This is a genomic window from Streptomyces sp. NPDC056987 (assembly GCF_042673865.1).
Taxonomy (GTDB): Bacteria; Actinomycetota; Actinomycetes; order Streptomycetales; family Streptomycetaceae; genus Streptomyces.
Genome location: NZ_JBHURV010000035.1, coordinates 1 through 25,607 on the forward strand (window position 1 = coordinate 1; position 25,607 = coordinate 25,607).

Consider the following 25,607-nt stretch of genomic DNA (forward strand, 5'->3'; position numbering starts at 1 on the left):
GAAGTAGGCGGCGGCCGCGATCAGTACGAGGCTGACGAGTCCGGCCCGCAGCAGCAGGCGGTCGATGGTCTCGGTGATCGCCTCGGCTGTGTGCGTGAGCACCACCACATAGACCCGCAGTGTGGCGTCGGAGGCGACACCCAGAGCGGCGACCTGGTCGCCGCTCAGTTCATCGGCCCTGATGTCGTCGTACATGACCAGGTAGGTTCCCCCGTCCTTGCCGAACAGGTCCCAGGGCTCGGCGTCGTGGCGCCCCGGTATGCGCAGGGGATAGGTCGTATAGCCCCAGTCCGGCCCGTCATCCGGCGGGGCGGGCATCTCGCCCTTCGTCGGGGCGGGCAGCACATGGCGGGTGCCGGGATCGAATTCCTCCATGCCACCGCCGAAGGCGACAGCGCTGCTTCGACCGGTCGCGACGACCTCGTACGGCACGGAGCTTGTGCGAACGGGAACCATACCCTCGTTCAACTGATCGACGAGAGCGAAGAGTTGTGGTCGGGCTCGGTTTTCGGCGATCTGCGTGCTCTGGCGGTAGACGTCGTGGTGCAGCCACCATCCGATGCCGGCCAGGATGACGGCGGCGGCCGAGGCGGTGGCCAGGGCCGTGCGGACCCGTACCGAACGCGGCCACCAGCGGAGTCGTGGCTCAGTCGCGTTCACGGTCGTCCACCGGCCGGTAGCCGGTACTCCGTACGGTCTGCAGGGACTGCCGCTGGAACGCGCCGTCCACCGGTGTGCAGGGTGTGCACGAGGTCCACCTCGTCTTCGACCACCAGGATGCGCATGCGGTGCAGCCTCGCACATTGCCGGCCCGCCTTCCTGATCGGCCGGTCAGGTTGGGTCAGCAACCGGTCAGCGAGGGCCGGGCACGCTGGCGGAGTGTCTTCGCCACTGCTGAAAGGCCCTGTCGCCGATGTCCGTTGATGAACGTGGCTCCGTCGGCGAACACCAGGCGCCGGTAAAAACCACAAGAGTTCTGCGGGAAATGCTGAACGGACGGCGATCGCCTCCCTCCGTCTCGGCGGCCCAACTGCCTGTAGATGTCCAACTGCCTGTAGCTAGTGTTCATGCCGGCAGATTCGCGTGGGCGCGTAGGCACTGGCGCCAACATTACGTCCCCATTGCGGCCACCGCCGTAGCCCTGCCGCTGTACGCGGTATGGGCCGCGTATCTGGCAACAGGCGGCGGTGATCTCGCCGCACAGATTTCCTGGGCGGATTTCGTCTCCCGGCACCCCGGTTCCCCTTACAGTCTGGGCTGGTACGGGGGCATCCATGTCGGGAACTACAGTGTCATCGCACCGCAGTTGATGGCTCTTCTCGGTGTGCGGACTGTCACCGCGGGGGCGGGAATCATCGCCTCGTGGTTCGTGGGGCGTGTGTTCGTGCGCAGCGGGGTGAGCCGTCCGCTGTGGCCTGCACTCCTGGCGGTCCTGTCCCTCTGGGCGAATGTCGCCTCGGGGCGCTCGACTTTCGCGCTGGGCGTGGCTCTGGCACTGGTGTCCTGTCTCTGCCTGGCAGGTTCCAGTCGACGCTTGGTCCTGGCATCGGCGTTCAGTGCCCTGGCGACTCTGGCCAGTCCCGTCGCAGGGCTGTTCCTCCTGGTTCTTGGGGCAGGGTGGCTCTTGAACCGGGACATGGGAAGAGCTGCCGCTGTCTGTGCACCGCCCGTGGCAGTGGTCGCCTTGACGACCTTGCTCTTTCCTTTCAGTGGCGTCATGCCCATGGCGATGGGCGATATGTGGAAGCCGACCCTCTTCGGAATCGTTCTGGCGCTGCTGGCGCCACGGGAGTGGAGGACTCTGCGTTTCGGCTCCGCGGTTTATGCGTCAGGTGTGGTTCTGACCGGGCTGATTTCTTCGCCTGTCGGTTCCAACGTAATCCGTCTCGCTGAACTGTTCGGGCCTCCGTTGCTTCTCTGCGTGCTACTTGAGCGCGGCGTTCGAATGGTGTCAGGGGTGGCCGTCGGGCTTTCCCTCGCTCTTTCTGTGCAGTGGGTGACGGCACACGCTGTCCATGTGCTCAATATGTCGACACCTGTGCCGTCATGGGCGTCCCGCCCGCACGGTGTACTGAAAGCGCTCGACCGTTTGCACGCGGACCGTACGCGTGTGGAGGTGGTGCCTGCTGTCAATCATCGCGAAACCACCGTGCTCGGTCCTCACGTGAATCTGGCGCGGGGGTGGAATCGTCAGCTCGATGTGGAACGTGGGGGCCTTTTCTACGAGAACCGGTTCACGATCGGGGAATATCGCGCATGGCTCGACAAGTGGGCGGTGGGTTATGTCGTCCTGCCGGAGGGTGAGCCCGACTGGGCGGCACAAGACGAAGCCGCGCTCGTTCGCAGCGGGCCGAGCTGGCTGGAGCCGGTATGGCGTGACTCCCAGTGGCGGATTTATCGGGTGAAGGGTGCCAGGTCAATTGTCTCAGGTGCGGACGCGTCGGTCGTCAGCAGCGACAATGCGAGCATGACGGTACGAGTTCCCGAACCTGGCATGGTGAAGTTGCGTATCCCGTATTCCCCCTGGTTGCGCACCAGCGCTGGTTGTGTCGAGCGTGACGGTGACTGGACCCGTTTCAAAGTTTCCACGCCAGGGGTGTATGAAGTCGGCAGCTCCTATGCGGTGCCTTGGCAGAGGAACTGCTGACGAGAGAAACCTTTGACGGTGGCCACGCTCGCTCGTCGAGGCGGCGGTTCGTGTTCTCCGGGGCGGCACGGGGTGCCGGCGGCGAGACCGGCAGCCGCGTCCACCGGATCCGTTGTTAAGCTACCAAAACCAACAGGCCCTTGCCGTAGGACAGTTGACGGTCATGCGATGGGGAGCGGGAGTGTCACGACGCATGGGGGATGGCTGGTCCACCGGCGTCGGGGGCCCTCGCGAGCAGGGGAGAACAGGAGTGGCGGAGCAATGACATCCGATCAGGCGGGAGACGTCCGGGCGGATCCGCCCGTTCCCGAGGATCAGGGGCGGGAAGTCCCGGCTCGGCCCGAGGACATCGCATCCCCGGGCAGGAGCACTGACCGGGTCGTGGCCGGCCGCTACCGTCTGCTCGCCCCTCTCGGGGAAGGCGGCATGGGCACCGTGTGGCGCGCCCGCGACGAGGTGCTGCACCGGGAGGTCGCCGTCAAGGAGGTCCGGGCTCCGGCCGGGCTGCCCAGTGCCAAGGTGGAGCGTCTGTACACGCGGCTGGAGCGCGAGGCGTGGGCCGCGGCGCGCGTCACCGCCCGCAACGTGATCACCGTCCATGACGTGGTCAACGACGAGGGCCGCCCGTGGATCGTGATGGAGCTGGTGCGCGGCCGGTCACTCGCCGACCGGTTGCAGGCGGAGGGTGCGCTGGCACCGCGGGAGGCCGCGCGGATCGGCGCGGAGGTCCTGGCCGCGCTCCAGGCCGCACACGAGGCCGGGGTGCTGCACCGTGACGTAAAGCCGGCCAATGTCCTGCTCGCCGACGACGGCCGGGTCGTTCTCAGCGACTTCGGGATCGCCGTGATCCAGGGGGACTCGGCCCTGACGATGACCGGTGAGGTCGTCGGATCCCCCGAGTACCTCGCCCCGGAACGGGCACTGGGCCGCATGCCGGGCCCCGCCTCGGACCTGTGGTCCCTCGGCGTGCTGCTCTACGCCGCCGTCCAGGGCCGTTCGCCCTTCCGGCACAGCAGCGCCCTGACCACCCTGCGCGCCGTCGTCGACGACGAACCGTCCGTCCCGCACCGGGCCGGAGCGCTCGTCCCCGTCATCGAGGGCCTGTTGCGCAAGGACCCGGACCAACGGACCTCGCTCGCGCGGACGGCGGAGGACCTGCGGCTCGTGGCCGCGGGCGGTACGCCGGGGGCCGACCTCACGGCGACGGACACCGTCGATCTGCCGACGGAGGGCGTGGGCACCGACGCACCCACGCAGTCCCACGACGATGTGGAGACGGCCACCACGGACGTACCCACCGTCACCACCGAGACACGCACTGACGCGCCGACCGGGACATCGGCCGGGACCGGCGGGACATCGGCCTCAACCGCTCCGGCCCCAACCGCTCCGGCCACCGTCGCTCACACGCCCACGGCCGCATCTCCTCCGGCAGCCGTCTCCCCGCCCCCGGTGGCGTCTTCCCCGGCAGCCGTCTCCCCGCCCCCGGTCGCACCGCAGGGGCCGCCGCCCCACCCCGTCGCCGCACCCATGGCCTCCACCGCCGCGATGCCCGCGCCCGCGACCGCGGCCGCCACGCCGCCCGGTACGCCACAACGCAGCCGGCGCACCCTGTACGCCCTGGTGGCGGCGGGAAGCGCCCTCGTCCTGCTGCTGGGCGGGCTCGGGTACGCCCTGACGAGCGGGGACACGGATCAGGGGGACAACGGGGTGCCCACGGCGGGTTCCGGCTCCCCCTCACCACAGAATCCGGACACCGTCGCGGGAAGCGATGAAACGGCCACGGCGGCCGATCTGCCGGTCAAGGTGTCGGTCACCGGAGAGAACCTGACGTACGCGGGCAGTTGCCCGACGCCCGAGGGGCAGGCCCCGTCCTTCACCGCCACCTTCGAGGCGACGGAACTGCCCGCGCGGTTCACCTACCGATGGGTGTCGACGGGAGGGCAGGTGGTCGACCGCACCTGGCGTGCGCTGTCGTTCGTGGAGGGCGGTCCGCGCACCCATCAGGAGACGGTGCGTGTGACGACCTGGGCGGAGGCGGGGACGCTGTCGACCGCCATGGGTGTGGAGTTCAAGGCATCCACCCAGACCGTGTCCGACACGGTCCCGTTCTCCATCACTTGCCAGTGACGGTCCGGGAGCAGCCCGCTCCCGGACCGTCAGGTCCCTTCCGTCCTGGAAGCCAGGACCCGTCGAACCGATCGCGCCTCGGGGGCATTCGGCCGGCGGGTCATCTCGTCCTACCCCGGAGCCGCCGCGTCGCGCGGGGCCCACCCAGGCACCACAGCATGTATCCAAGGAGTACGAGTGACGTCGGTCATCGTGGGACGCACAGGTCCCTTCACCGGTCAGAGTGTGGTTCTGGGCACCGCACCTCTGCGGTTCGGACGCAAGAGCGACAACGATGTGATCATCGTCAGCACCAGCGCCTCCCGTCTGCACGCCGAGATCGTGGTGGAGGGTGACGCACGCGTCCTGCACGACCGCGACAGCAGAAACGGCACCTACGTCAACGAACGGCGCGTCGCACGGCATGTCCTGAGCCCGGGTGACGTCATCCGGATCGGGGACGAGACCTTCGTGTTCGAGACACAGGAGGCCATGGAGACGGTCTTCGATGTCTCCCAGATCGACCTGCCCCGGTCGAGCGCCCCGGCGAACCCGGACGATCTGCGTGTCACGGTCGTCGGCGGCGGCCCGGTCGGTCTGGCCTTCGCCCTGATGCTGGAGAGCGCGCTGGAGGGGCGTGTGAGCATCACCGTCCACGACGGGCGTTGGCTGACGTCCGGCTCGACCGTGGTGTGGAAGGACGCGTCGCACGGCAACGTCCGCCGGCAGCAGGTCGTGACCATCCAGAGCAGGCAGTACCTGGCTCTGACCGAGGAGATGCAGTCCGCGCTCTTCGACTCGGGCGGCTTCTCGGAGATGTGGCCCGTCGGGCCGGACTCGGTCGACGGCAGACCCCCGCGCAACATTCCGATCGCCTCTGTCGAGGACCGGCTGCTGAAGCTGGCCAACACCAAGCCGTCCATCCGGCTCGTGCCGAAGCGGTTCGACCCGCAGGAGGACGAACACCGGCTCTCCTCCCAGCACGTCCTGGCCATCTGTGACGGCGGACGATCCCGCACGCGCGAGTACTACGGTGACCGTTTCGGTGCGGCCGACGCCTCCGTGTACTCCCTCGACGGCGAACACCTCCAGGACGTGGTGCTGGGACTGAAGGTCAAGTCACCGCTCAGCGACCCGATGAGTGTCCTGCTGACCGTCTCGCAGAACAGGTTCCTGCTCAACTCGCTGCACGGCGAGGGCTTCCTGAACATGAGGCTCACGCGCGAGGAGACCAAGAACGTGATCGGTATCGATCCCGTCCGTCAGGTCTTCGAGGAATGCATCGCCGCACGCCCCTGTGTGATGGGCCGTCATGAGGACAACGAGTTCGTCTGTCCCACCCACGGCACGCTCTTCCTGCCTGCCCTGCTGCGCGGCTCGCCCCTGTGGAAGCGGATCCGGGAAGGTCTCAAGCTGTTCGGTGTGGCCGAGGACGACCTCAGCGCGATCACGTCGTTCAGGCTGGACATGGTGCAGCGCCCCCGCTTCACCGCCCAGCTCCACAGTCCCACGTCGAGCAGCCCAGGGACCTACGGCTTCCTGCTGGGCGACGCGGCCAACGCCATCCACTTCTGGCCCGGCCGCGGCCTCAACAGCGGTATCGCCTCGGCGACTTCACTGGCCCGCTCACTCAGCCGCACCTGGCAGGGCCGACCGTTGCGCGATGCCGACTTCATCCGGCACGAGGCCGCGATGTCCATGCTCCAGTACCGCCACAAGAGCCGCGCCTGGAACGCCATGGTCACCACCGACGAGCAGGGCGCCTCGCACGCCATCAAGGACGTCATCGCCCGGAGCACGGAGCAGCAGGCGGCACCCGGTCCTGTCGCCGACTCCTCGGCGGAACAGCCCGACCTGGAAGCCCTGTTGGAGCGCATGCAGGCGATTCGTGATCGCCTCGCGTCCCGCCTTCCCGGCATGCCCACCGATCAGGAGCTGCGCGACCATCTCTCCGCTCTCGCACCGGCGACCTTGCGGACGCTGCAGGCCAGCGGCGCCTGGGACACACTGATCGTCGGAGGCGAGGAGGCCGACATCGATCTTTTCTACCAGACCGACGCACCCGTCTACGTCCCCGCCGACCCGCGCACCCTCGCACCCCGGTCGGGCTCCCCGGAGTCGAACACCTTGAACCCCGCTTGACATCGGCGTCTCCTCCGGTGCCCCGGGAAGCGCGCTGAACGGCGCGTCCGGGGCACCGGAAGTGCAGGCATCCTCGCAGCCGGGAGGCACACCGCCGTACCGCCCCCTTCGCCGCTGTCCCGCGGCGCAGCCGAGGCGCAGCTCGCGCGCGGCCACTGACAACATCACGGAAACACAGAACCCCCCACGTACCCGCCAGAGCCGACCTACCCTTGCTGCCGGCAGGCTCTGGGGGAGTTCAGTCAGGTGGCGCCACGTGAGGGGCCAGCCGCTACTGTACCTGATCGGTGGCTTCCGGGAGGACCGTGGACCGGGCTTCCGAGCCGCCCCTGGGGTCGGAACCCACGGATGGTCGGTGCAGGTCCGTATCGACCGGCGGGTGGGCAACGATGATGTCCAGAGCGGCAGTTACGGTCTCGGCGAGCGTGTCGAGCACCGGGACGCCGTGGCGCTCGGCGACGTAGATCAGGTAACGGTTGCGTTCGGGGTTGGGACAGGTCGGCGGGCAGCCCAGGACCGCACGGCCGGTGGCAACGTCGAGCCCGAACTCGACGTTGGTGGTGAAGCCCGGCAGGGTGCGCAGGTCTCGGGGGATCCAGAAGAGGATGGCGTCGGCGGCGGCGCGGGCATCGGTCTCCCAGCCGACCTGGTCGTCGTAGTGCTGGGCGTACCTTCCTCCCCTGGACTCGGGGGTGAGCACGGTCAGCGGCTGCTCGCCGGCCCACTGAGCGGAAAGTTCCCTGATGGCGGAGGGCCGCCAGGACTCGACGTCGTCGGCACGTGGAGTGGGACCGGCGAGGAAGACCTTCGGGCCGGAGGCCGGGATGGGCTCGCGGGCGAAGACGATGGTGAGGTTGTCGCTCGTCACCGAGTGCCTCCGGCCTTCTGTGCGGCCTCCTGCCGAGGTGTCCATGGCAAGGGCAGGCCGTCGCCGGCCTCGCGAGGCACCACGTGCAAGTGGAGGTGGAAGACGCTCTGCGTCGCCGCGGAGCCCTTCGACGTGATGATGTTCGCGTCCTGGTGTTCGGCCATCAGCTCGGCGGCACAGGCCATCGTACGGGCGGAGACCGCGAAGTCGACGCCTGCGTCCGTGACGTGGGCACGGGGGATGACCAGGGCGTGGCCCTCGTTCACCCCGCCCAGCGGCCGGATGGCGATCACGTCCGGCCACTCCCTCACGAAGGTGGCTGGTGCTTCCCCGGCTGCGATGGCGCAGAACACGCATGGTGAGGGCTGATCAGAGATGGTGGGGTTCTCCTGTTCCTGGTCGGGGTGGGGCCGTGCGCGGGCCGAATCGGCTGCCGCGCCCGCTATTTCTCCTGCGGTCACCTCATCACCCCACCACTCTCTTCCCCTCCGGTCGGGCCGCGTCGAGCAGGTGGTCCGTCAGCTCACGCAGCGTGGCCCGGCTGAGGATCTTGCCGACCGGCAGCAGCACCCCGTGCGAGCGCTGCACCTCCTGCCGCAGCTGAGCCGCCATCAGCGAGTCGAGTCCCTGGCTGGTCAGATCCAGGTTCGGGTCGAGGTGCCCGGAGTCGACGCGCAGGATGGCGGCGACCCCGGCCCGGAACAGCTCCGCCCGGTCCGCGGACGGTGCCACCGTACCGGTCGTGCGGTCCGTACCGGCCGCCCGATCCGCACCCGTCGTTCGGTCCGTACCGGTCGTGCGGTCCGCCTCGTCGGTTGCCGCCCGCCCGGTCCCCGACCCTGTCCCCGATCCGGTCCACGACGTCGTCGGGAGAGCGGGCGGGGCCGTGAGGACACGGGGCGCGGGTGTGTCGTCGACGACGTCCCGCAGGAACGGGGACGCGGCCGCTACCGGGTACGCGGCCCGCCACTGTGCCCAGTCCACCGGCATGACGACGGTGTCCTCGGCGCCCGTCGCCAGCAGGTGGTCCAGTATCTCGAACCCCGCCTCCGCGGTGAACCCGGTCATGCCCCGGGGGATCAGGTTCCGTCCAAGATCGGTACCCGCCCGCGCGGCCATGCCCCGGTCGGTCCAGAAGCCCCAGTTCACGGAGAGCGCCGCCCGGCCGCGGCTGCGGCGGCCGCGGGCGATCGCGTCGAGGCCCGCGTTGGCCGCGGCGGCCGCCGCGACGTGGGGCGAGGCGAGCAGGGCGTTCCCGGAGGAGAACAGGACGAAGTGGTCGAGGCCGTCCTCGAAGAGACGGTCGAGGGCGCGGGCGCCCTCGACCTTCGGCCTCAGTACGGTGTGCAGGTCCCGCAGGGTGGTGTCGCCGATCGGCTTGTACAGGAACACACCGGCGGTGTGGAAGACGCCCCGGACCGCCGGATGTCCGGCGGCGCGGCGGTGCTCGACCAGTCGGCGCATCGACCGCTGGTCCGCCGCGTCCACCGGGGCATACTGCACCTCGACGTCCTGGCCTCGCAGTTCCTCCAGCAGGCCGGCGATGTCATCTCCCGACGGCGAGGCCGCACCGGGCACCGTGCGGCCCGTGAGCAGCAGGTGCCGGGCGCCCCGCGCGACGAGCCAGTGGGCCAGTCCGGAGCCGATGCCGCCCGCGCCGCCGGTCACGAGATAGGTGGCGTCCGGCCGCATCCGGGTCGGCTCGGGCGCCGGCGGGACCGCCGGGGCGGTGGTCCGCAGGTCGATGAGCACCCGGCCGATGTGCCGGGCCCCCAGCAGGTCGTCGAACGCCTGGCCGACGGCGTCCAGTGGGTACACCTCGGCCGGCAGCGGCGCGAGTTCGCCGGCCGCGATCAGGCGCAGCACGCGGCCGAGCAGTGCCCCGGCCCGCTCCGGACGCTCGCGGCAGAAGGCGGCGATGTCGAGGACCTGGAAGGAACTGTTGCGCGGCAGGCCACTGGGACCGGCCGGTCGGCCGTCCGCCGGGTCCGGCTCGGCCAGCTCCACGTAGCGCCCGTACGGTGCGAGCATGCCGAGGTTCTGCTCGACGGCCGCCCCGGGCAGCGAGTTGAGGATGACGTCCATCCCGGTGCCCCGGGTCCCGGCCAGCAGCGGGCCCGCGAAGTCGCCCCGGGAGTCGGCGACATGGGTGACGCCCATGGTGCGCAACAGGGCCCGCCGCCGCTCGCTGCCCGCGGTGGCGAAGATCTCGGCGCCGCACCGCCGGGCCACCTGGATCGCGGCGAGCCCGATGCCGCCCGTGGCCGAGTGGATGAGGACCTTCTCCCCTGCGCGGAGCGCGGCCAGCTCCATCAGGCCGTACCAGGCGGTCAGATAGGGGATCGGTACGGTGGCGGCCTCGGCGAGCCCGAGCCCGTCGGGCAGGCGGTGGGTCAGCCGGCGATCGGCGAGGACCCGTGTGGCCGGCCCGGGGCGGGCGACGGCGACCACGCGGTCGCCCACGGCCAGCCCCCTTACGTCGGCACCGATGGCCGTCACCACGCCGGAGGTCTCCTGGCCCGGCCGGTCGTCGTCGTCCCGGTCCGGACGGCCCCCGGCCGCTCGCCGCGCGTCGCGGAATCCGACGCCGCCGTACGCCGAGGCGATCTGCACCTCGTCGGCGGCCGGGGGCCGCGCCGCGGCCACCGCGCGCACCGGGCCCGCGCCGGGGTCGCGGGCCGGCACGATCTCGGTGATGTCATCGGCACCGCTCTCCGGTGACGTACGGCGCAGCCGCAGGACGTACCGCTCGCCCGCCCGCCACGCGATCTGGTCCTCGCCGGCAGCAGCGGTCCGGTCCTCGCCCCCGCAGGCGGTCGCGATCTCCCGGGCCAGCGCCTCCGTCTGTTCCGCACCACGGGCCGGGTCCAGATCGACGAGGGTGTGCCGGACGACGGACAGCTCGCTCGCCGCCGTACGCCCGAAGCCCCACACGGCGTACTGCTCCGGATCCGGTGCCCCGTCCGTCGTCACGACCGTCTCGGCGCCCCGGGTGACGAGCACGAGCCGGGGCAGCGGGCCGTCCCACCGCGTCATGGACAACGCCTGCTCCAGCAGCAGCGCGCTGCCGAGGCCCAGCGGCACCGCCGCCACCGGAGGGGCCGCGCGCATGCTCCACAGGTGCACCACGGCGGCGACGCCCCCGGGGCGGTCACGGCCGGCCTCGTACAGCAGCCGGACGTAGTCGTCGCGACGGGACGGGTCGATGCGGTACGACCCGTCGCCGGCCCGCTCGTACCGCTCCCCGGGCCGTACGGCGATCCGCGCACCGTGCGCCGGGGCGAGCCGCGGCCCGAAGTCCTCGTCCTCGAAGACCAGCCAGGAGCCGACGGCCGGTTCCGGCAGCGCCCCGGGTACGGCGGCCGGCAGCCACCGCGGCCGGTAGAGCCAGTCGGCGGTCCGGCCGGGCTGCTCCCGGCGCAGGAGCCAGCGGATCCGCAGGCCGCGGAACTCGGCCAGCAGCGTGCCCCGTTCGTCCCGGACGACGACGTCACCGCTGAACGACTCGGCCGTCAGTTCGCGCCGCACCGCGTGGCTGTACAGGGTCCCGGTCAGCGGCCCGTACCGGCGGAACGCGTCGAGGGAACCCAGGACGAAGGCATGCTGCTCGCCGGGCACGTCCGAGTCGGGCAGGGTGGCCGCGAGGACCTGTCCGCAGGCGTCGAGGACCGCCGGGTGCACGTGGTGGCGCTCGTAGCCGGGGAGAGCGGCCGGGACGGCGATCTCGGCCAGCGCCTCGCCGTCGCCGCGCCACACCTGCCCGATGCCCCGGAAGACGCCGTGCCAGTCGTTGCCGCGGGCCGCGAACCGGCGGTAGAACTCGGCGCCGGTGAAGTGGTCCTGGACGCGTGCGGCGATCTGCCGGGGGGTGTCCTCGGGGAGTTCGAGCATGCGCGCGCCGGCCACTGCCTCTTCGACCCGGCCGTGCGCATGGCGGGTCCATCCGGCGCCGTCGGCGGTGGCGACGTCGAAGGCCCACCCCCGCCCGGCCGGCCGCAGCGTCACCCGCAGCGACGGCGGGGCCTCGGCGGTGAGGAAGAGCGCCTTGTCGTAGTGGACGTGCTCGACGACGACCTCGGCGCCGACGGTCCTTGTGGCGGCGGCCACCGCCAGTTCCAGGTACGCCGTGCCGGGCAGAATGACCAGCCCCTGCACCTGGTGGTCCAGGAGGTAACCGTTGCGTTCCAGGTCGACGGGCCCCTCCCAGCGGTGCGCGCCGTCGTCGAGGACGGTGTACGCGCCGAGCAGCGGATGCCTTTCCGGGACGGCGGGGGCGGCCGTCGTGGTCCCCGGGCCGGGCGTTCCGGTGATCGGCTCGAACCAGAACTCGGCGCGCTGCCAGGGGTAGGAGGGCAGCCCCACATAGGCGGCCGGGCCGTCGAACAGCGCGTCGTACCGCACCGGGTATCCGGCCTGGTGCAGCATGCCGACGGAGGTCAGCAGCGTGGTCAGTTCGTCGGTGTCGCGCAGCAGCGACCGCACCACGACGTCGTCGGCGCGCTCCGCGGGCAGGCACTCCTTCACCGCGCCGCCGAGGATCGGGTGCGGGCTGATCTCGACGACGGCCACCGTCTCGGAACAGGTGGTCTCGGCGTCGACGGCCGCGTGGAAGCGGACCTCGTCGCGGAGGTTGCGCACCCAGTAGCCGGCGTCCAGCTCCGCACCGGTCAGCAGCTCCCCGGTCACCGTCGAGCGCAGCGGTACCTCACCCTCGCGGGGCCGGACCGACTCCAGGGCGGCGCGCAGCGCGTCCAGCAGCGGGTCCACCTGACTGCTGTGCGAGGCCACGTCCACCTTGACGGTCCGGGTGAAGACATCCCGCTCGGCCAGCGCGGCCAGCACCTTCTCCACCGTCGGAGTCCGGCCCGAGATGATGCTGCGCCGGGGGGCGTTGCTCACCGCGACGTCGACGTCCGGCACATCCGCGAGCTCCCGCCGCAGCTCGTCGGCGGGCAGATCGACCGCGGCCATGGACCCGGCGCCGGCGATCTCCCTGAGCAGCGCGCTGCGCCGGCAGATCACCGCCGCGCCGTCGGCCAGGCTGAGCGCGCCCGCGGCGCAGGCGGCGGCGACCTCGCCCATGCTGTGACCGATCATGACGTCGGGGACGACACCCCAGGACCGCCACAGCGCGGCCAGCCCGACCTCGACCGCCCACAGCAGTGGTTGCACCACGTCGATCGGCAGGTCCGCCCCGTCGTCGTCGGCGGTCAGCCGCTCGATCACCGACCAGCCGCGCTCGGCCCGGACATGCCGGTCGCACTCCTCGACCGTCTCCCGGAAGACCGGCGAGGTACGCAGGAGCCGGCGTCCCATCCCGGACCACTGGGAGCCCTGCCCGGGGAACACGAAAACGGTCCGCCACCGCGCGCCCGCCGCGGCGGCGACGATCGGCCGGCCCTCGCGCAGCTGCCGGACGGCCTGGTCGTGCTCCGTCGCGAGTACGGTCATGCGGTGCCGGTCATGGGCGCTGCGGGTCAGTGTGCTGAAGCTGACGTCACGTAACGCGTGCCGGCGGCCCGCCCCGTCCGGCCCGAGGAACTCCGCGTACGAGGCGGCGAGTTCACCCAGCGCGGCGGGCGTCCGGGCGGACAGGGCGAGCAGGTACGGCCGCGGCTCGCCGGCCGGTGGTGGTGGTACGGCCGCGGGCCGGTGCTCGCCGAGGACGACATGGGCGTTGGTGCCGGAGATGCCGAACGAGCTGACGGCGGCGTACCGCGGGGCGCCGTCCCGGCCCCACTCCCGGACCGCCTGCGGGATCTCCAGGGCCATGCTGCCCCAGTCCACCGCCTCGGTCAGCCGGCCGCTGTGCAGACTGGGCGGGACGACGCCGTGCGACACGCACAGCGCGGCCCTGATGAGCCCCGCGATGCCGGCGGCCGCCTCGGTGTGTCCGATGTTCGTCTTCACGGAACCGACCAGCACGGGGTCCCCGGCCGGGCGGTCGGCGCCGGTGCCGTACACCGCGTCCAGACTGCGCAGTTCGATCGGGTCGCCGGTGGGCGTACCGGTGCCGTGCGCCTCCACGAAGCCGACGTCCCGCGGGGCGACACCGGCGCGGGAGCAGGCGTGCCGCATCGCGTCGATCTGCGCGGTCCCCGACGGGGTCATCAGATATCCGCTGCTGCGGCCCTCGTTCTCGACCGCCGAACCGTGGATGACCGCGTGGATCCGGTCGCCGTCCGCCTCGGCCCGCGCCAGCGTCTTGAGAACGACGACACCGACGCCGTCGCTGCGCACGAAGCCGTCGGCCCCGGCCGCGCCGAACTTGCACCGGCCGTCCGCGGACAACATGTCCGCCTGGGAGAACGAGATGCTCTCCTCCGGTGTGATCACCAGGTTGACCCCCGCGGCCAGGGCGAGGGTCGCCTCCCCGCCGCGCAGCGCGGCGCACGCCTGATCCACCGCCACCAGCGAGGACGAGCAGGCGGTGTCGACCGAGGTGCTCGGGCCACGCAGATCGAAGAAGAACGACAGCCGGCCGGACAGGACGCTGCGCGACGTGCCGGTGTTGGCGTAGATGTCCAGTGCCCCGGCGGCCCGCAGCAGATCCCAGTATTCGGCGGTACGCTGCCCGACGACGACGGCGGTCGGGCTCCCCGCGAGCCGGTCCGGCGTCAGGCCGGCGTCCCGCACGGCCGCCGCGGCGGTCTGCAGGAGCAGCCGCTGCTGCGGGTCCATATGGCTCGCCTCGCGGCCGGAGATGCCGAAGTACGGGGCGTCGAAACCCCGGATGTCGCGCAGGAAGCCGCCGCGGCGGCTGACGATCCGTCCGGGCGTCCGCGGGCGGGGATCGTGGAACACATCGACGGGGAAGCGGTCGGCCGGGACGTCCGACGTGGCATCGACCCCGTCGAGCTGCATCCTCCAGAACGCCTGTACGTCGCGCGCGCCCGGGAACTCGCACGCCATCCCCACGATGGCGATCGGCCGCGGGGCGGCCGGGTCCTGCTGCTGCGCCGTCACACGGCACCTCCTGTCTGCGTCGTCGGCCCCGTCGCACTCCGGCTCCAGGACGGCGGTGCGCAGAGGGTGAGGACCACCGCCACGGCCGACCAGCCCGGCGCGCCGCCGAACAGCAGGACATGGTCGCCGGCGTCGAGCCGGCCGGTGCGCAGCAGATGGTCGAGGGCGATGAACTGGTCGCTGGCCGAGGCGTGCCCGATCCCGCAGCCGAACTCCCACTGCGACCGGGACACGTCCAGCCCGAGCGGGTCCATGACACAGTTCCGGGTGGTCGCCTCGTCGCCGTTGGGCACCAGGACCCAGCGCAGGTCGGAGGGTTTGATCCCGGCCGTGTCCAGGGCGGCGAGTGCCGTGTCGGAGCAGGCTTTCGCCAGGCCGTCGGCGACGCTCGTCCCACCGACCTCACGCACCCGCTCGTTGAACTGCTGGGCGCGCTCCACGGTGTCGATCCGCCGGCCCGTTGATCCCGTGGGGGGAAACAGCGGTTCGTCGCCGCGCGCCATCGCCTCGAACTCCGGATAGACCCGGGAGACGACGGCGTCGACACGGGCGAAGCCGCCGGTCGGGCTGATCACGACGGAGCTGGCCGCGTCGGCGGCGATCACGCCCATCGGCCCGCTGTCCCACCGGTTGATCAACGGCGAGTTGAAGTTGTCCGCCGTGGTCAGGAGGATGTCCGGTCGGCTGTCCGGCTGGTACGGCAGCAGGCCGGCGGCCACTTCGACGCCGGTGAGCATGCTGTTGCACCCGTTGCGGATCTCGGTGCCGCCGGCCCCCGTGATGCCCAGTTCCCGCATGATGTAGGCGGACGGTGACCACATCTCGGGCCCCTGGTAGAACGTCGAGCCGTGCAGCACCGTACCGATCGCGGCGGCCCCTCCCGGAGAGCGGCCGAGCGCGGTCCGCGCGGCGCGGACGGCCATGTCGGGCGGTGCCTCAGGCCCGGCCACCAGCACGCCGCGCAGGCCGCTCTCGGCGAAGACCGTGGCGTCGTACAGGCCCGCCGCGACCGCCTCGGACGCCGCGTAGGGGGTCGGCAGCCAGCAGCCCAGACCGGCGAGGAACACGTTGGCCGGCCTCATGCCGACGCCCCGGTGACACGTATGGGCGGCACGCCTCGCGCGACGCGCGGGAGCCAGGATCCGTACACGGCGATGCCCCACTTTCTTCTACGAGTTGTACGGTCAGAACAACGCACCCGAGCTGCGCGACACCTTCATCTTTCCCAGCAGTGGGTGCCAGAGGTGGCCGGGGTCCGCCTCCACGGCGGCGACGAACTCGCGCATCGCCGTCAGCGCGACGGGCTCCTGTTCGTCGTAGACGTCGCCCTGCAGCAGTTTCAGGACGTCGATGCGGTAGCGGGGGTCCTGGACGAAGGCGGTGAACAGGATGTTGAGGCGGTAGTAGAGGGAGATGAACTCGTACCAGCTGGACACACCGCGCCGCAGCTTCGTCACGTAGTTCTCGAACCGTCCGGCCTTGAAATCACCGGCCTCTGCGGCGGCGATGATGTCGGCGCAGGCCAGCCGGGCGCTGTTCATGGCGACGCTGACACCGCTGGAGAAGATGGGATCGACGAACCGGGCGGCGTCGCCGATCATCACCATCGAGTCGTCGCACACCTTGCGCATGCCGTAGCTGTAGTCGCCCTCGGCCTTGAACGGACGGACCCGCGCGGTCTGCTTCAACGCGTCGTACAGCAGGGGCCTGCTGGCCACGGAGTCCCAGAAGAAGCCTTCGAGATCGTCCTTGCCCTCCCGGAACCGCGCCTTCTGGGTGACGACCCCGACCGAGGTGATCGTGTCGGTGATGGGGATCTGCCAGACCCAGGTGTCACTGAGCGGCAGGAAATGGATGAAGATGTACTCGGCCTGGTTCTCGTCGTTCGCCAGGGCTTCCCGGTCGAGTCCTTCGAACCAGCTGTGCACGGCGTACTGGTTGAACACCGGATCGGGCACCTTGACCTTGAGCTGCCGTCCCAGGAGGGTGCCGCGCCCGCTGGCGTCGACGACCATCCGTACCGGCACCTCCGTGGTCGTGCCGCCCAGCCCGACCCGCAGTACGGGACGGGTGCTGTCGGTGAAGTCCACACCGCGCACCCGTACCCCGGAGAACACCTTCGCCCCCAGGCTCTCCGCGTGCTTGAGCAGGATGTGGTCGAACCGGCCGCGGTCGACGTGGAAGGTGTGGTCGCGGTCGACACCGAGCTGATCGCGTTCGTTGAACAGCACGTCGGCGGCGCCCAGGCCGTGGTCATGGACCTGGAAGCCGAGCGGGTCCACGTCGTCCGCGTGGGCCGACGTCCACGCGGCGCCGTACTTGCGCGGAAAGCCCGCCGCCTCGATCTTGTCCATCGCGCCGATCTCCAGCAGGACCGGTGTGGTCGCCGGCACCAGGGACTCGCCCACGTGCTCCCGGGGGAAGAACTCACCTTCGAAGACCGCGACCGACAGACCGGCCTTGGCCAGGTAGGACGCGGCGGTGGAACCGGCCGGGCCGCCGCCAATGATGCCGATGTCGTAGGCGTGCGTCATCTGTTCTCCTGTCAGGGGAAGGTGTCGGAGAGAGGTGTCAGAGGGCGGCGGTCCGCGAGCGGAGCAGCAGGATCAGGTCGGTGATCGTCTCCGGCGTGGCGAAGTGCTCACCGGTCATGTGCACGGGCGGGACGCGCACGCCGTACGTGGTACGGATGTGCGCCAGCAGGCGTGCGGTGCGCACCGAGTCCAGCACCCCCAGTTCGAGCAGCCGGCTGTCGGCGGTGATCAGGTCGGACGGCAGGCCCGTCGCGAGTTCCTCCCGTACGTAGCGGAGCAGCAGGTCGAGCAGTGTCGTGCGGTCAAGGTCCGTCATGGTTGCGGTTCCTCCGGTTGTCGGAGCGGTGCCGACGCACGCGCCACGATGTATCTCGTCGGCAGCTCCAGCGGAGGCCCGCCGGAGGTGCGCTCGGTGGTGTGCAGGGCGATCTCGCCATCGGCGACGACGTCGAATCCGTTTCCTTCGAACAGCAGCCGCAGGCGCCCTTCGTGGGCGGGGGCGACGCGGGCGCCGAAGTCGAAATGGGCCGCCAGTCCGGCCGTCTTCGGCAGGTGCGCACCGCCGGCGAGCAGCTCGGCGACGTACCAGCCGGTGTGTTCGGTCAGTTCCTGGGCGAACAGGATCCCCGCGCCGCCGAGCAGGAGCCTGATCGTCGCCAGCATCCTCGTGCGGTCGTCCGGGGCGAGCTGGTGCAGCACACCGCGCAGGTAGACGTTGACGTCGCCGAACTCCGCGCGCAGCGCCGCCGCGGTGTCCCGGTCGAGGAGGTCGGCGCGGCGGTAGGCGACGTTGGGCGCCGCGTGCGACGCTGCGGCCAGCTCGACCGCGGCCTCGGCGATGTCCAGCCCGACGACCCGTCCGAAGTGGCGCCCCAGCCACCGCGTCTGCCGTCCGCTGCCGCACCCGATGTCGATCAGGGGCAGTGTCGGGTCGGCGTGGCCGCGGAACAGCGGCAGATGCCGTGCCGCGGTCAGCCGGGGCGACGAGTCCCACAGGGCGGCCCCGGGTTCGGCCGGCAGCGTCGACCAGAAGGCGTCCCAGGACGCGCCGCCCGTCATACGCCCGCTCCCCGCGCCACCAGGCGGCCGAGCGCCGCCCGGTCGACCTTCCCGTTCGCGGTGCGGGGAAAGCCGCCGACCGTGTGCAGCGCGTCGATGGCCATGTACGGCGGCAGGAGGTGTGAGCAGTGCCGTCGCAGCTCCGCGAACCCGGGCGCACGGCCGGTCTCGGGGACGACGAAGGCGTGCAACCGGGCGTCGGGACCGGCGCCCACGACGACCACCACCGCGTCACGCACCGACGCGTGCGCGACGAGTGCGCCGCTCACCTCGGCCGGTTCGATCCGGTGGCCGCGGACCTTCGCCATGTCGTCGACGCGCCCCCGGTACTCCAGCAGACCGTCGGCGTCGTACCGGCCGAGATCACCGGTACGGTACGGTCCGGCCTGGGGAGCCGCGCCCCAGTAGCCGAGCATGACGGTCGGCCCGCTGACCACGATCTCGCCGTCGTCCAGCGCGACCCTGTCCCCGGCGACGGGTGAGCCGATCGGGATGGCCGAGGTGCGCGTCAGGTCGGCCGCCGTCACCTCGTAGGAGGTGCACACGTTGGTCTCCGTCGGGCCGTACCAGTTGAGCATGCGCACCCCGGGCCAGCCGCGGCGCAGGTCCTTCAGCGGCTTCAGCGGAAACCGCTCGCCGGCGAAGACACACGCGCGCAGCGCCCCCGGTCCGCGCTCCAGCAGCTCGCCGTACTCGGCCATGAGCACCAGGACGGACGGCACCGAGTACCAGACGGTGATCCGCCGTTCCAGCAGGAAGTCGACCAGCGGTTCGGCGGCCTGACCGAGGGTCTCGCCGATGAGATGGACCGACGCGCCGGCCCGGAAGGCTCCGTAGAGGTCGAAGACGGACAGGTCGAAGCCGAACCCGGCGTGGTTGGCGAGCCGGTCGGCCGCGGTGAGGTCCAGCTCCCGGCAGGCCCAGTCGACGAAGGCGAGCGCGTTCCCGTGGCTGAGGCAGACGCCCTTCGGCGTCCCCGTCGACCCCGAGGTGTAGAGGATGTACGCCGGGTCGTCCGGCCGGACCGGATGGTGGGCGCCGCCCGAGCGGCGGTTCCCCTCCTGGAAGAGATCCGCGCAGGGTATGGAGGCGATGCCGTGGACGCGATCGGCGTGGTCCGTGACGATCAGCGCCGGGCGGGCGTCCGCGGCGATCCGGGCGACCCGTCCGCCGGGGTGGCTCCTCGGGACGGGAACGTGGACCGCGCCGCACCGTAACACCGCCTGCGCGACGGCCACCGCTTCGGCCGTCTTGTCCGTCCACACCAGGACGCGGTCACCCGGCCGGACCCCGCGACCGCGCAGCGCGGCCAGATACGTGTCCGCGCGCCGGTCCAGCTCGCCGTAACTGAGGCCGGTGGCCAGGTCGTGGACCGCGAGTGCGTCCGGTGTCCGGGCGGCCGCGTCGACCACCGGGCGGTAGAGGCCCACAGCCCCGTCGCCGTAGCGGCTCACAGCCCCATCTCCCGGGCGATCAGCTGCCGTTGGATGTCCGATGTACCGGAGAAGGTGGTGGCGGGAGCGGCGTCGCGCAGCTGTTCCTCGATCCCGTACTCCGTGAGGAAGGCGCGGCCCCCGAAGATCCGGGCGGCGTCGAGCGAGGTGGCGACCGCGGCCTCGGACACGGCCAGCTTCGCCATGGCGACCCACAGGGAGGGGTCCTGGCCGTCGTCGATCTCGGTACAGGCCCGGTAGAGCAGGAGCCGGCCGCTCTCCAGCCGCAGCCGCATGTCGGCCAGCCGGTCCGCGACCGGCTGGACGTCCGCGAGTCGCTTTCCGGACTGCCGCCGTTCCCGTACGTGGTGGACGCATCGCCGGATGAGACGTTCCTGCTGGCCCAGATAGATCGCGAACAGGCAGGAGCGCTCCCACCACATCGACGTCTGGAACACCGGCTGTCCCTGGCCGCGGGTGCCCAGCACCCGGTCGTCCGGCACGAAGCACCGGGTGAACCGCACCTCGCCGGCCTGGCAGGCGGTCAGACCGGACTTGGGCATCGGCTCTCCGGCGACCAGGCCGGGGGAGTCGCGGTCCACGGCGAACGCGGTGGAACCGAAGTAACCGCCGTCCGGATCGGTCGTCGCGTAGGTGACGTAGAGATCGGCGACCGGGCCGTTGCTGACGAAGCTCTTGACCCCGTCGAGGAGATATCCGCCGTCGACCCTGGTGGCCCGGGTCGCCAACCGGGAGAGGTCCGATCCCGCGTCGGGCTCCGTCATGGCGTTTCCCGCTATCAGCTCACCTGAACACAGGCCGGGCAGCAGGGACTTGCGCGTCCGGGGCTGCGCGAACTCCAGCACCGGCAGGACACAGGCGAAGAGATGGGCCGCCGCGGCGAAGAGCGCTCCGGTGTCCGCGCCGCCGTCGCTCGCCCCCTCGTACAGGAGGGCCGTGTCGAGAGCGCCCAGGCCCGCACCGCCGTGCTCCTCCGGAACAGCCGCGCCCAATAATCGGAGGCCGGCCAGTTTCCTCCAGATTTCCTCGCGGAATCCGGCGGTGGAGGACGGCGAGGAAAGGTCTCGCGCGGCTGTCCGCATGCGCGCGTACCGCTCCTGCTGTTCGGCACTCAGGCGGAAATCCATGAGACCCCTTTCAGACAGCGGTGGCCGGACGGCCGGAGGACCAGTGCGGAGTTTCGATGATCTCGATCACGGCGCAGGCGATATTCAGTCCGGGGCCCACGCCGAGCATCAGGAAATGGTCCCCGCTTCGCAGCTCGCCGGAGAGCAGAAGCTGTTCGAGCGCCACCATCTGGTCACTGGCGCCGATATGGCCGACGGTACGGCCCTGTTCCCATGTCGAAAGGGACATCGGCAGACCCAGCGGTATCATCGCGCGGCCTTCGACGCGTTCCCGTGACCCGTTGGCATAGGCGACGCGGGAGATGTCGTCCATCGTGATGCCGGCTTCGTCGAGTGTGCGGCTGATGAGTTCGTCCTGCGCCGCCACGAGTTTCAGCGGGCCGGCCGGGTCCCGGTCCGGGCCGTCCAGCCAGCGGTGCTTGGACTCGCCGTAGTCGAGCTTGCCCGGCAGGCCGGCTCCGGGCGGGAACAGGGGCCCGGGACCGCGGTGCATGGCCTCGTACTCGGGGAGGGTGATCGCGTTGATGGATTTGAGCCGGGCGAAACCTGTCCGCCGGCTCAGGACGACGGCGGAGCCGGCGTCACCCATGACGAAATGCGGACTGAAACGCCAGCGTTCCAGCAGGTCCGAGGTGAAGTTGTCGCCGGAGGTGACGAGGGCGGCCTCGTGCTCGGCCGAGGCCATGAGATGCGCCGCCGCGAGTTCCAGGGCGGAGAACATCCCCATGCAGCCCTGTCTGACCTCGGCCGCGGTGGCCTGTCCCGCGCCCGTGTGCCGCTGCACGTAGTACTGCGGACACCAGCCGTGCGGGCCTTGGTACCAGACGCTGACGTAGAGCACCAAGCTGAGCGACGAGGGACTCCGGCCGGCCCGTTCGAGCGCCTGCCGGCAGGCCCGCACCGCCATTTCGGGGGCGGGCATATCGCCCGCGACCGTGACGCTGGTGATTCCGTACTCTTCTGCCGCGCTCCGGTCGATCAGCCCCCGTTCGACCGCCCATCCGATGGAAACGCGGTCGGGAAGAAAGGCTCCCAGACCGCTGATCAACACATCGCCTGTTTTCATGGCCCACCCCGGATTCTCTCGGTCGCGTGGCGTTAAAAATGAGTCGGAAAATGTCCTGCGAGTGCGCCATCACCCGTTATTGCTCGCGATTACCGGTAGAGCCGCCCTATGCCTTCCCTCTGTCTGACAACGTTGTCCGGCAGGGGAGTGAGTGTTGGGGGCGTAGAAGAATGAGAAGGAAGCGTGCAGCTCTTTGGTGCACCGAATCGCTCATGCGCCGACCCTCGAAATCCGCCCTGTTTCGGCGGGGGTGAGATTCCCTGAGTAAGGGTGCACTCCGTTTCGGTGCGCGTCAAGACGCCGGCGACCCATATGGGGTTATGGGTGGACAAGAGGAAATATGAGGATGAGATGCTCCTCGGGTGCCGGGCTCCGTGTCGGGACGAAGCAGTAGGCGGCCTCGAATAGGCAACTCATGCCGATATGGCGAGGTACCGGACCGGTCCATAGTCGGCTCGTGGCCTCGAAGTCGGCTCATGACCTCGAAGGCGAAAGAGTCGCCGCCGGCCGGCGGCGTGTGTTCCACCACCGATGAAGGGAAGCACGATGATCTACCACAGTGTCCGGCTGAAGGCCAAGGCGGGCGTGACGCAGGAACAGATCGACGACGCTCTGGAGAGCATGCGCGACCAGGGCCGGGTCATCCCGGCGGTGAAGTCGTTCGTCGTCGGCCGCGAATTCGGCAGCGACTACGACTGCGGTGGCGTGTTCGTCATCGAGGACCTCGACGGCTACTGGGAGTACCTGACACATCCGGCGCACGCGCACGCCGACCGGATCGGCATGCCCCTGGTGGAGAAGTACGACTGGTACGACACCGTTGATGATCACGACCCGCAGATGGGGGCGAAGATCGCCGACCTGCAGCGGCGTTATGCCGAAAGCGTCTCCGCGTCGGCGGGCGAGCAGCCGTAGCGCCTTCGCCGACGGGTGTGTGCAGGTGCCTCCGACTAGGCAACTTGTGCCGATGCGAGGAGGTGGCGGACCGGCTCATAGTCGGCTCGTGGCCTAGAAGGCACGGGGCCGGCCGGCTCATTCGTCCAGGCCGGTCCGCCGGTTGCCGCGGTTCCGGCTCTACCGCCGGGAGGCACACCGACGGACGGCGGCCGGTGCGGACGTGTGGTCAGCGGGCCGGGGACGGCGACTTGCACGCGAGACTCCACCTGTACGCGCACGGGGATCTCCGGGAGCGGCGCGTCCCCGTCCTGCGCACCGCGAACTCAGCTCCTCACAAAGGAGGTTGAGTGAGCAACCTGTTCCCGCGAAACCGCATCATCACTGAACAGCACCTGTTCAGGTGCACAGAACAGAAAGGCACAGCACGTCACATGTCCAGCAAGAGACCCATCAAGCAGGTTCTGGCGACAGCCGCCGCGTCGGCCGCCCTTGTCCTGGCGGTCCCGGCGACCGCCGACGCGGCAGCCCCTCTCTCGCTGCAGAACAAGAGCACCGGGCAGTGCCTGGCCGTACCCGGTGGCAGCAAGGCCAACGGCACCCAGTTGATCCAGTGGCCCTGCGGGAGCACGAACACCAGTGATCAGGGCTGGGATCCCGAGTTCGTCGGCAATCAGGTCCGACTGAAGAACCGGCACAGCGGTAAGTGCCTCGCCATCCCCGGTGGGAACTCGGCCAACGGCGTGGTGGCCATTCAGTGGTCCTGCGGCAGCGGCAGGGAACAGCTCTGGACTCTGGACGGGAATCCGGTCGGCAGGGACGCCGGCTACCAGAACGCCGCCACCGGCAAGTGCCTGAGCGTACCCGGTGGCACCACCAAGTCCGGCACCAAAGTCATTCAGTGGGACTGCAATCGCGCGTCGGACCAGCGGTGGGAGGCCTGGTGACACAAGGCCACGCTGCCCCGAGGCCGTCCGGCACCCGAGGGTGAACGAGGACCGGAGCCGAGCACGTAGTACCGCGTAGGGGGCTCCTCAGGGCGGGCGCGTACGGGACGGAACAGTTGTCCACCGTACGCGTCCGTCGCGTCCCGTGGTACGGGTTCAGGAGCCGTGGTGTGTCCGCGGCACGGCGCCGACCTTCTCGCCCTCGCCGAGGACGACGAACTGGCCCATCATGCCGTTGTCCTCGTGCTGCAACAGGTGGCAGTGGTACATGTACGGTGTGTTCGGGTCGGTGTGGCCCTGGAAGCGCATCGCCAGCCGGTAGTGTTTTCCCTGCGCCAGCATGACGGTGTCCTTCCAGCCGCGCAGATGCGGCTCCGGCTTCCCGCCGTCGACCGTCAGCACCTGGAACTGCACGTCGTGTACGTGGAAGTTGTGCAGGAAACCGTTGTCATTGACCACGTCCCACACCTCGACGGTGCCCTCGCGGACACCGAAGTCGATGCGGTCCATCGCCATCGACCGGCCGTTGATCTGGTCCGACGCGAGCACGAAGGAGCGCTTCCGCGCGACCTGTTCGCCGGCGAGGTCCGGTGCGGCGCCGAGCGCGGCAGGGATCTCCGCGCCGTCGGACAGGGTGGCCGCGGCCCTGAACTGGCAGATGTCGAGACGGTCGTCGAAGCCGTCGACCCGTCCCAGCGCGCTGCCGTACTCGGACGGGTAGGAGCGCAGTTCGACCCGCTCACCCGGGGTGAACGCCACCACGATCTCGGCGCGTTCGCCCGGTGAGAGGTACAGGCGCTCGGTGCGCCACGGTGCGGCGAGCAGGCCGCCGTCGGTGGCGACGAGCGAGAAGGGCCGGTCGTCGGAGAACCCGAGGTGGTACAGGCGCGCGTTGGAGCCGTTGAGCAGCCGGAGCCGCACGAGCCGGGTCGTGACATCGACGTACGGACCGATCGTGCCGTTGACGAGCACCTCGTCACCGATCACACCGAGGGTGCCGCCCAGCGGCACCCGCTTCTCGAACTGGTTGTCCCCGTCGAACGCGCGGTCCTGGACGATCATCGGGATGTCGTCGACGCCGTACTCGGACGGCAGCTTCGACGCCTCGGAGCCCTCGTCGTCGACGATGAACAGCCCGCTGAGGCCCCGGTACATGTGGTCGGCGGTCGAGCCGTGCATGTGCGGGTGGTACCAGAGCGTGGCGGCGGGCTGGTCGATCAGCCAGCGCGGTCGCCAGGTCCCTCCGGCCGGGACGACCTGGTGCGGTCCTCCGTCCATGGCCGCGGGCAGGCGCATCCCGTGCCAGTGCAGCGAGGTGTCCTGGTCCAGGCCGTTGCGCACGACGAACTCGACCTGCTCGCCGCGCCGCGCGCGGATCGTCGGGCCGAGGTACGTGCCGTTCACGCCCCAGGTGCGGGTGGTGGGCCCGGCCTTGAACCGGGTCCTGCCCGACTGGATGCCGAGCGTGAACACCCGGGCGCCCCGCGTGCCGGCCTCCGACTCGGCCAGCGGCGGGATCGGCAGGGCCCGGTCGAAGGCGATCCTGCCGACCGTGTCCTCCTTCGCGGCGGCGTAGTAGACACCGTAACCACCGCCGGTGAGGACGACCGCGCCCCCGATGCCGAATCCGAGGGCCTTCAGCGCTGTGCGTCGTTTCATACCGGCACCGTCCCGCGCCGGAGGGCGGCTTCGCGTCGGTGTGAACTACCTAGACCAGGCTTTGGTTGCGCCGATGGCTCCGCCGACGGCTGTGAACGGGACGGAAAGAAAAGCCGGCAGGTAGGCACTTCTTGC

16 protein-coding genes, 1 other RNA gene and 1 pseudogene are annotated in these 25,607 nt (G+C 70.5%); 5 read left to right on the forward strand and 13 right to left on the reverse strand.

Translation table 11 applies throughout. From position 1 onward, the window contains the following. Nucleotides 1–660: pseudogene (locus ACFTZC_RS31710) on the reverse strand (two-component sensor histidine kinase); the annotation flags it as partial. Nucleotides 661–913: 253 nt separating this feature from the next. Here ACFTZC_RS31710 and ACFTZC_RS31715 point away from each other — a divergent pair. The 3 genes from ACFTZC_RS31715 to ACFTZC_RS31725 all read left to right on the forward strand — a co-directional run bounded on the left by ACFTZC_RS31715 (nt 914) and on the right by ACFTZC_RS31725 (nt 6,898). Further along, nucleotides 914–2,647 carry a hypothetical protein gene (locus ACFTZC_RS31715; protein ID WP_382895543.1) on the forward strand — a complete coding sequence of 578 codons (1,734 nt, stop codon included), beginning with the start codon at nt 914–916 and terminating at the stop codon, nt 2,645–2,647. 261 nt (nt 2,648–2,908) lie between these two features. Then, nucleotides 2,909–4,777: a serine/threonine-protein kinase gene (locus ACFTZC_RS31720; protein ID WP_382895544.1), complete on the forward strand. Its 1,869-nt coding sequence runs from the start codon at nt 2,909–2,911 to the stop codon at nt 4,775–4,777. A gap of 177 nt (nt 4,778–4,954) precedes the next feature. Next, on the forward strand, nt 4,955–6,898 hold the full coding sequence (locus ACFTZC_RS31725; RefSeq protein WP_382895546.1) for an FHA domain-containing protein: 1,944 nt from the start codon (nt 4,955–4,957) through the stop codon (nt 6,896–6,898). Nucleotides 6,899–7,070: 172 nt separating this feature from the next. Here the strand turns inward: ACFTZC_RS31725 and ffs are convergent. The 11 genes from ffs to ACFTZC_RS31780 all read right to left on the reverse strand — a co-directional run bounded on the left by ffs (nt 7,071) and on the right by ACFTZC_RS31780 (nt 21,972). Continuing rightward, an RNA gene (gene ffs / locus ACFTZC_RS31730) (signal recognition particle sRNA small type) lies at nt 7,071–7,167 on the reverse strand. Nucleotides 7,168–7,169: 2 nt separating this feature from the next. Beyond that, nucleotides 7,170–7,766, reverse strand: a complete 597-nt coding sequence (locus tag ACFTZC_RS31735; protein WP_382895547.1) for a nucleoside 2-deoxyribosyltransferase domain-containing protein — start codon at nt 7,764–7,766, stop codon at nt 7,170–7,172. Beyond that, entirely contained in the window at nt 7,763–8,119 is a 357-nt protein-coding gene (locus ACFTZC_RS31740; protein WP_382895652.1) for an HIT family protein, read from the reverse strand. The genes ACFTZC_RS31735 and ACFTZC_RS31740 overlap by 4 nt, the downstream gene beginning before the upstream one ends. Nucleotides 8,120–8,231: 112 nt before the next feature. Further along, nucleotides 8,232–14,732 (reverse strand): SDR family NAD(P)-dependent oxidoreductase, encoded by a 6,501-nt coding sequence (locus ACFTZC_RS31745; RefSeq protein ID WP_382895549.1) that lies wholly within the window; start codon nt 14,730–14,732, stop codon nt 8,232–8,234. Continuing rightward, nucleotides 14,729–15,814 (reverse strand): ketoacyl-ACP synthase III family protein, encoded by a 1,086-nt coding sequence (locus ACFTZC_RS31750; RefSeq protein ID WP_382895550.1) that lies wholly within the window; start codon nt 15,812–15,814, stop codon nt 14,729–14,731. Before ACFTZC_RS31750 ends, ACFTZC_RS31745 begins: the two co-directional genes overlap by 4 nt. 102 nt (nt 15,815–15,916) lie before the next feature. Further along, entirely contained in the window at nt 15,917–17,266 is a 1,350-nt protein-coding gene (locus ACFTZC_RS31755) for an NAD(P)/FAD-dependent oxidoreductase (RefSeq protein ID WP_382895552.1), read from the reverse strand. A gap of 37 nt (nt 17,267–17,303) precedes the next feature. Continuing rightward, on the reverse strand, nt 17,304–17,582 hold the full coding sequence (locus ACFTZC_RS31760; protein ID WP_382895554.1) for a phosphopantetheine-binding protein: 279 nt from the start codon (nt 17,580–17,582) through the stop codon (nt 17,304–17,306). Next, nucleotides 17,579–18,325 (reverse strand): class I SAM-dependent methyltransferase, encoded by a 747-nt coding sequence (locus ACFTZC_RS31765; protein WP_382895556.1) that lies wholly within the window; start codon nt 18,323–18,325, stop codon nt 17,579–17,581. Before ACFTZC_RS31765 ends, ACFTZC_RS31760 begins: the two co-directional genes overlap by 4 nt. Then, the gene (locus ACFTZC_RS31770) at nt 18,322–19,779 is read right to left on the reverse strand and encodes an AMP-binding protein (protein WP_382895558.1); all 1,458 of its coding nucleotides are present in this window, start codon (nt 19,777–19,779) and stop codon (nt 18,322–18,324) included. Before ACFTZC_RS31770 ends, ACFTZC_RS31765 begins: the two co-directional genes overlap by 4 nt. Next, entirely contained in the window at nt 19,776–20,906 is a 1,131-nt protein-coding gene (locus ACFTZC_RS31775; RefSeq protein WP_382895559.1) for an acyl-CoA dehydrogenase family protein, read from the reverse strand. Before ACFTZC_RS31775 ends, ACFTZC_RS31770 begins: the two co-directional genes overlap by 4 nt. Nucleotides 20,907–20,916: 10 nt before the next feature. Further along, nucleotides 20,917–21,972 (reverse strand): ketoacyl-ACP synthase III family protein, encoded by a 1,056-nt coding sequence (locus tag ACFTZC_RS31780; protein ID WP_382895561.1) that lies wholly within the window; start codon nt 21,970–21,972, stop codon nt 20,917–20,919. A gap of 546 nt (nt 21,973–22,518) precedes the next feature. Between ACFTZC_RS31780 and ACFTZC_RS31785 the strand changes: the two genes are divergently transcribed. After that, on the forward strand, nt 22,519–22,887 hold the full coding sequence (locus tag ACFTZC_RS31785; RefSeq protein WP_382895563.1) for a Dabb family protein: 369 nt from the start codon (nt 22,519–22,521) through the stop codon (nt 22,885–22,887). Between the two features lie 413 nt (nt 22,888–23,300). Next, entirely contained in the window at nt 23,301–23,813 is a 513-nt protein-coding gene (locus tag ACFTZC_RS31790; protein ID WP_382895565.1) for an RICIN domain-containing protein, read from the forward strand. Between the two features lie 156 nt (nt 23,814–23,969). Here the strand turns inward: ACFTZC_RS31790 and ACFTZC_RS31795 are convergent, their stop codons facing one another. Beyond that, entirely contained in the window at nt 23,970–25,472 is a 1,503-nt protein-coding gene (locus ACFTZC_RS31795; RefSeq protein WP_382895567.1) for a multicopper oxidase family protein, read from the reverse strand. Nucleotides 25,473–25,607: the final 135 nt, after the last annotated feature.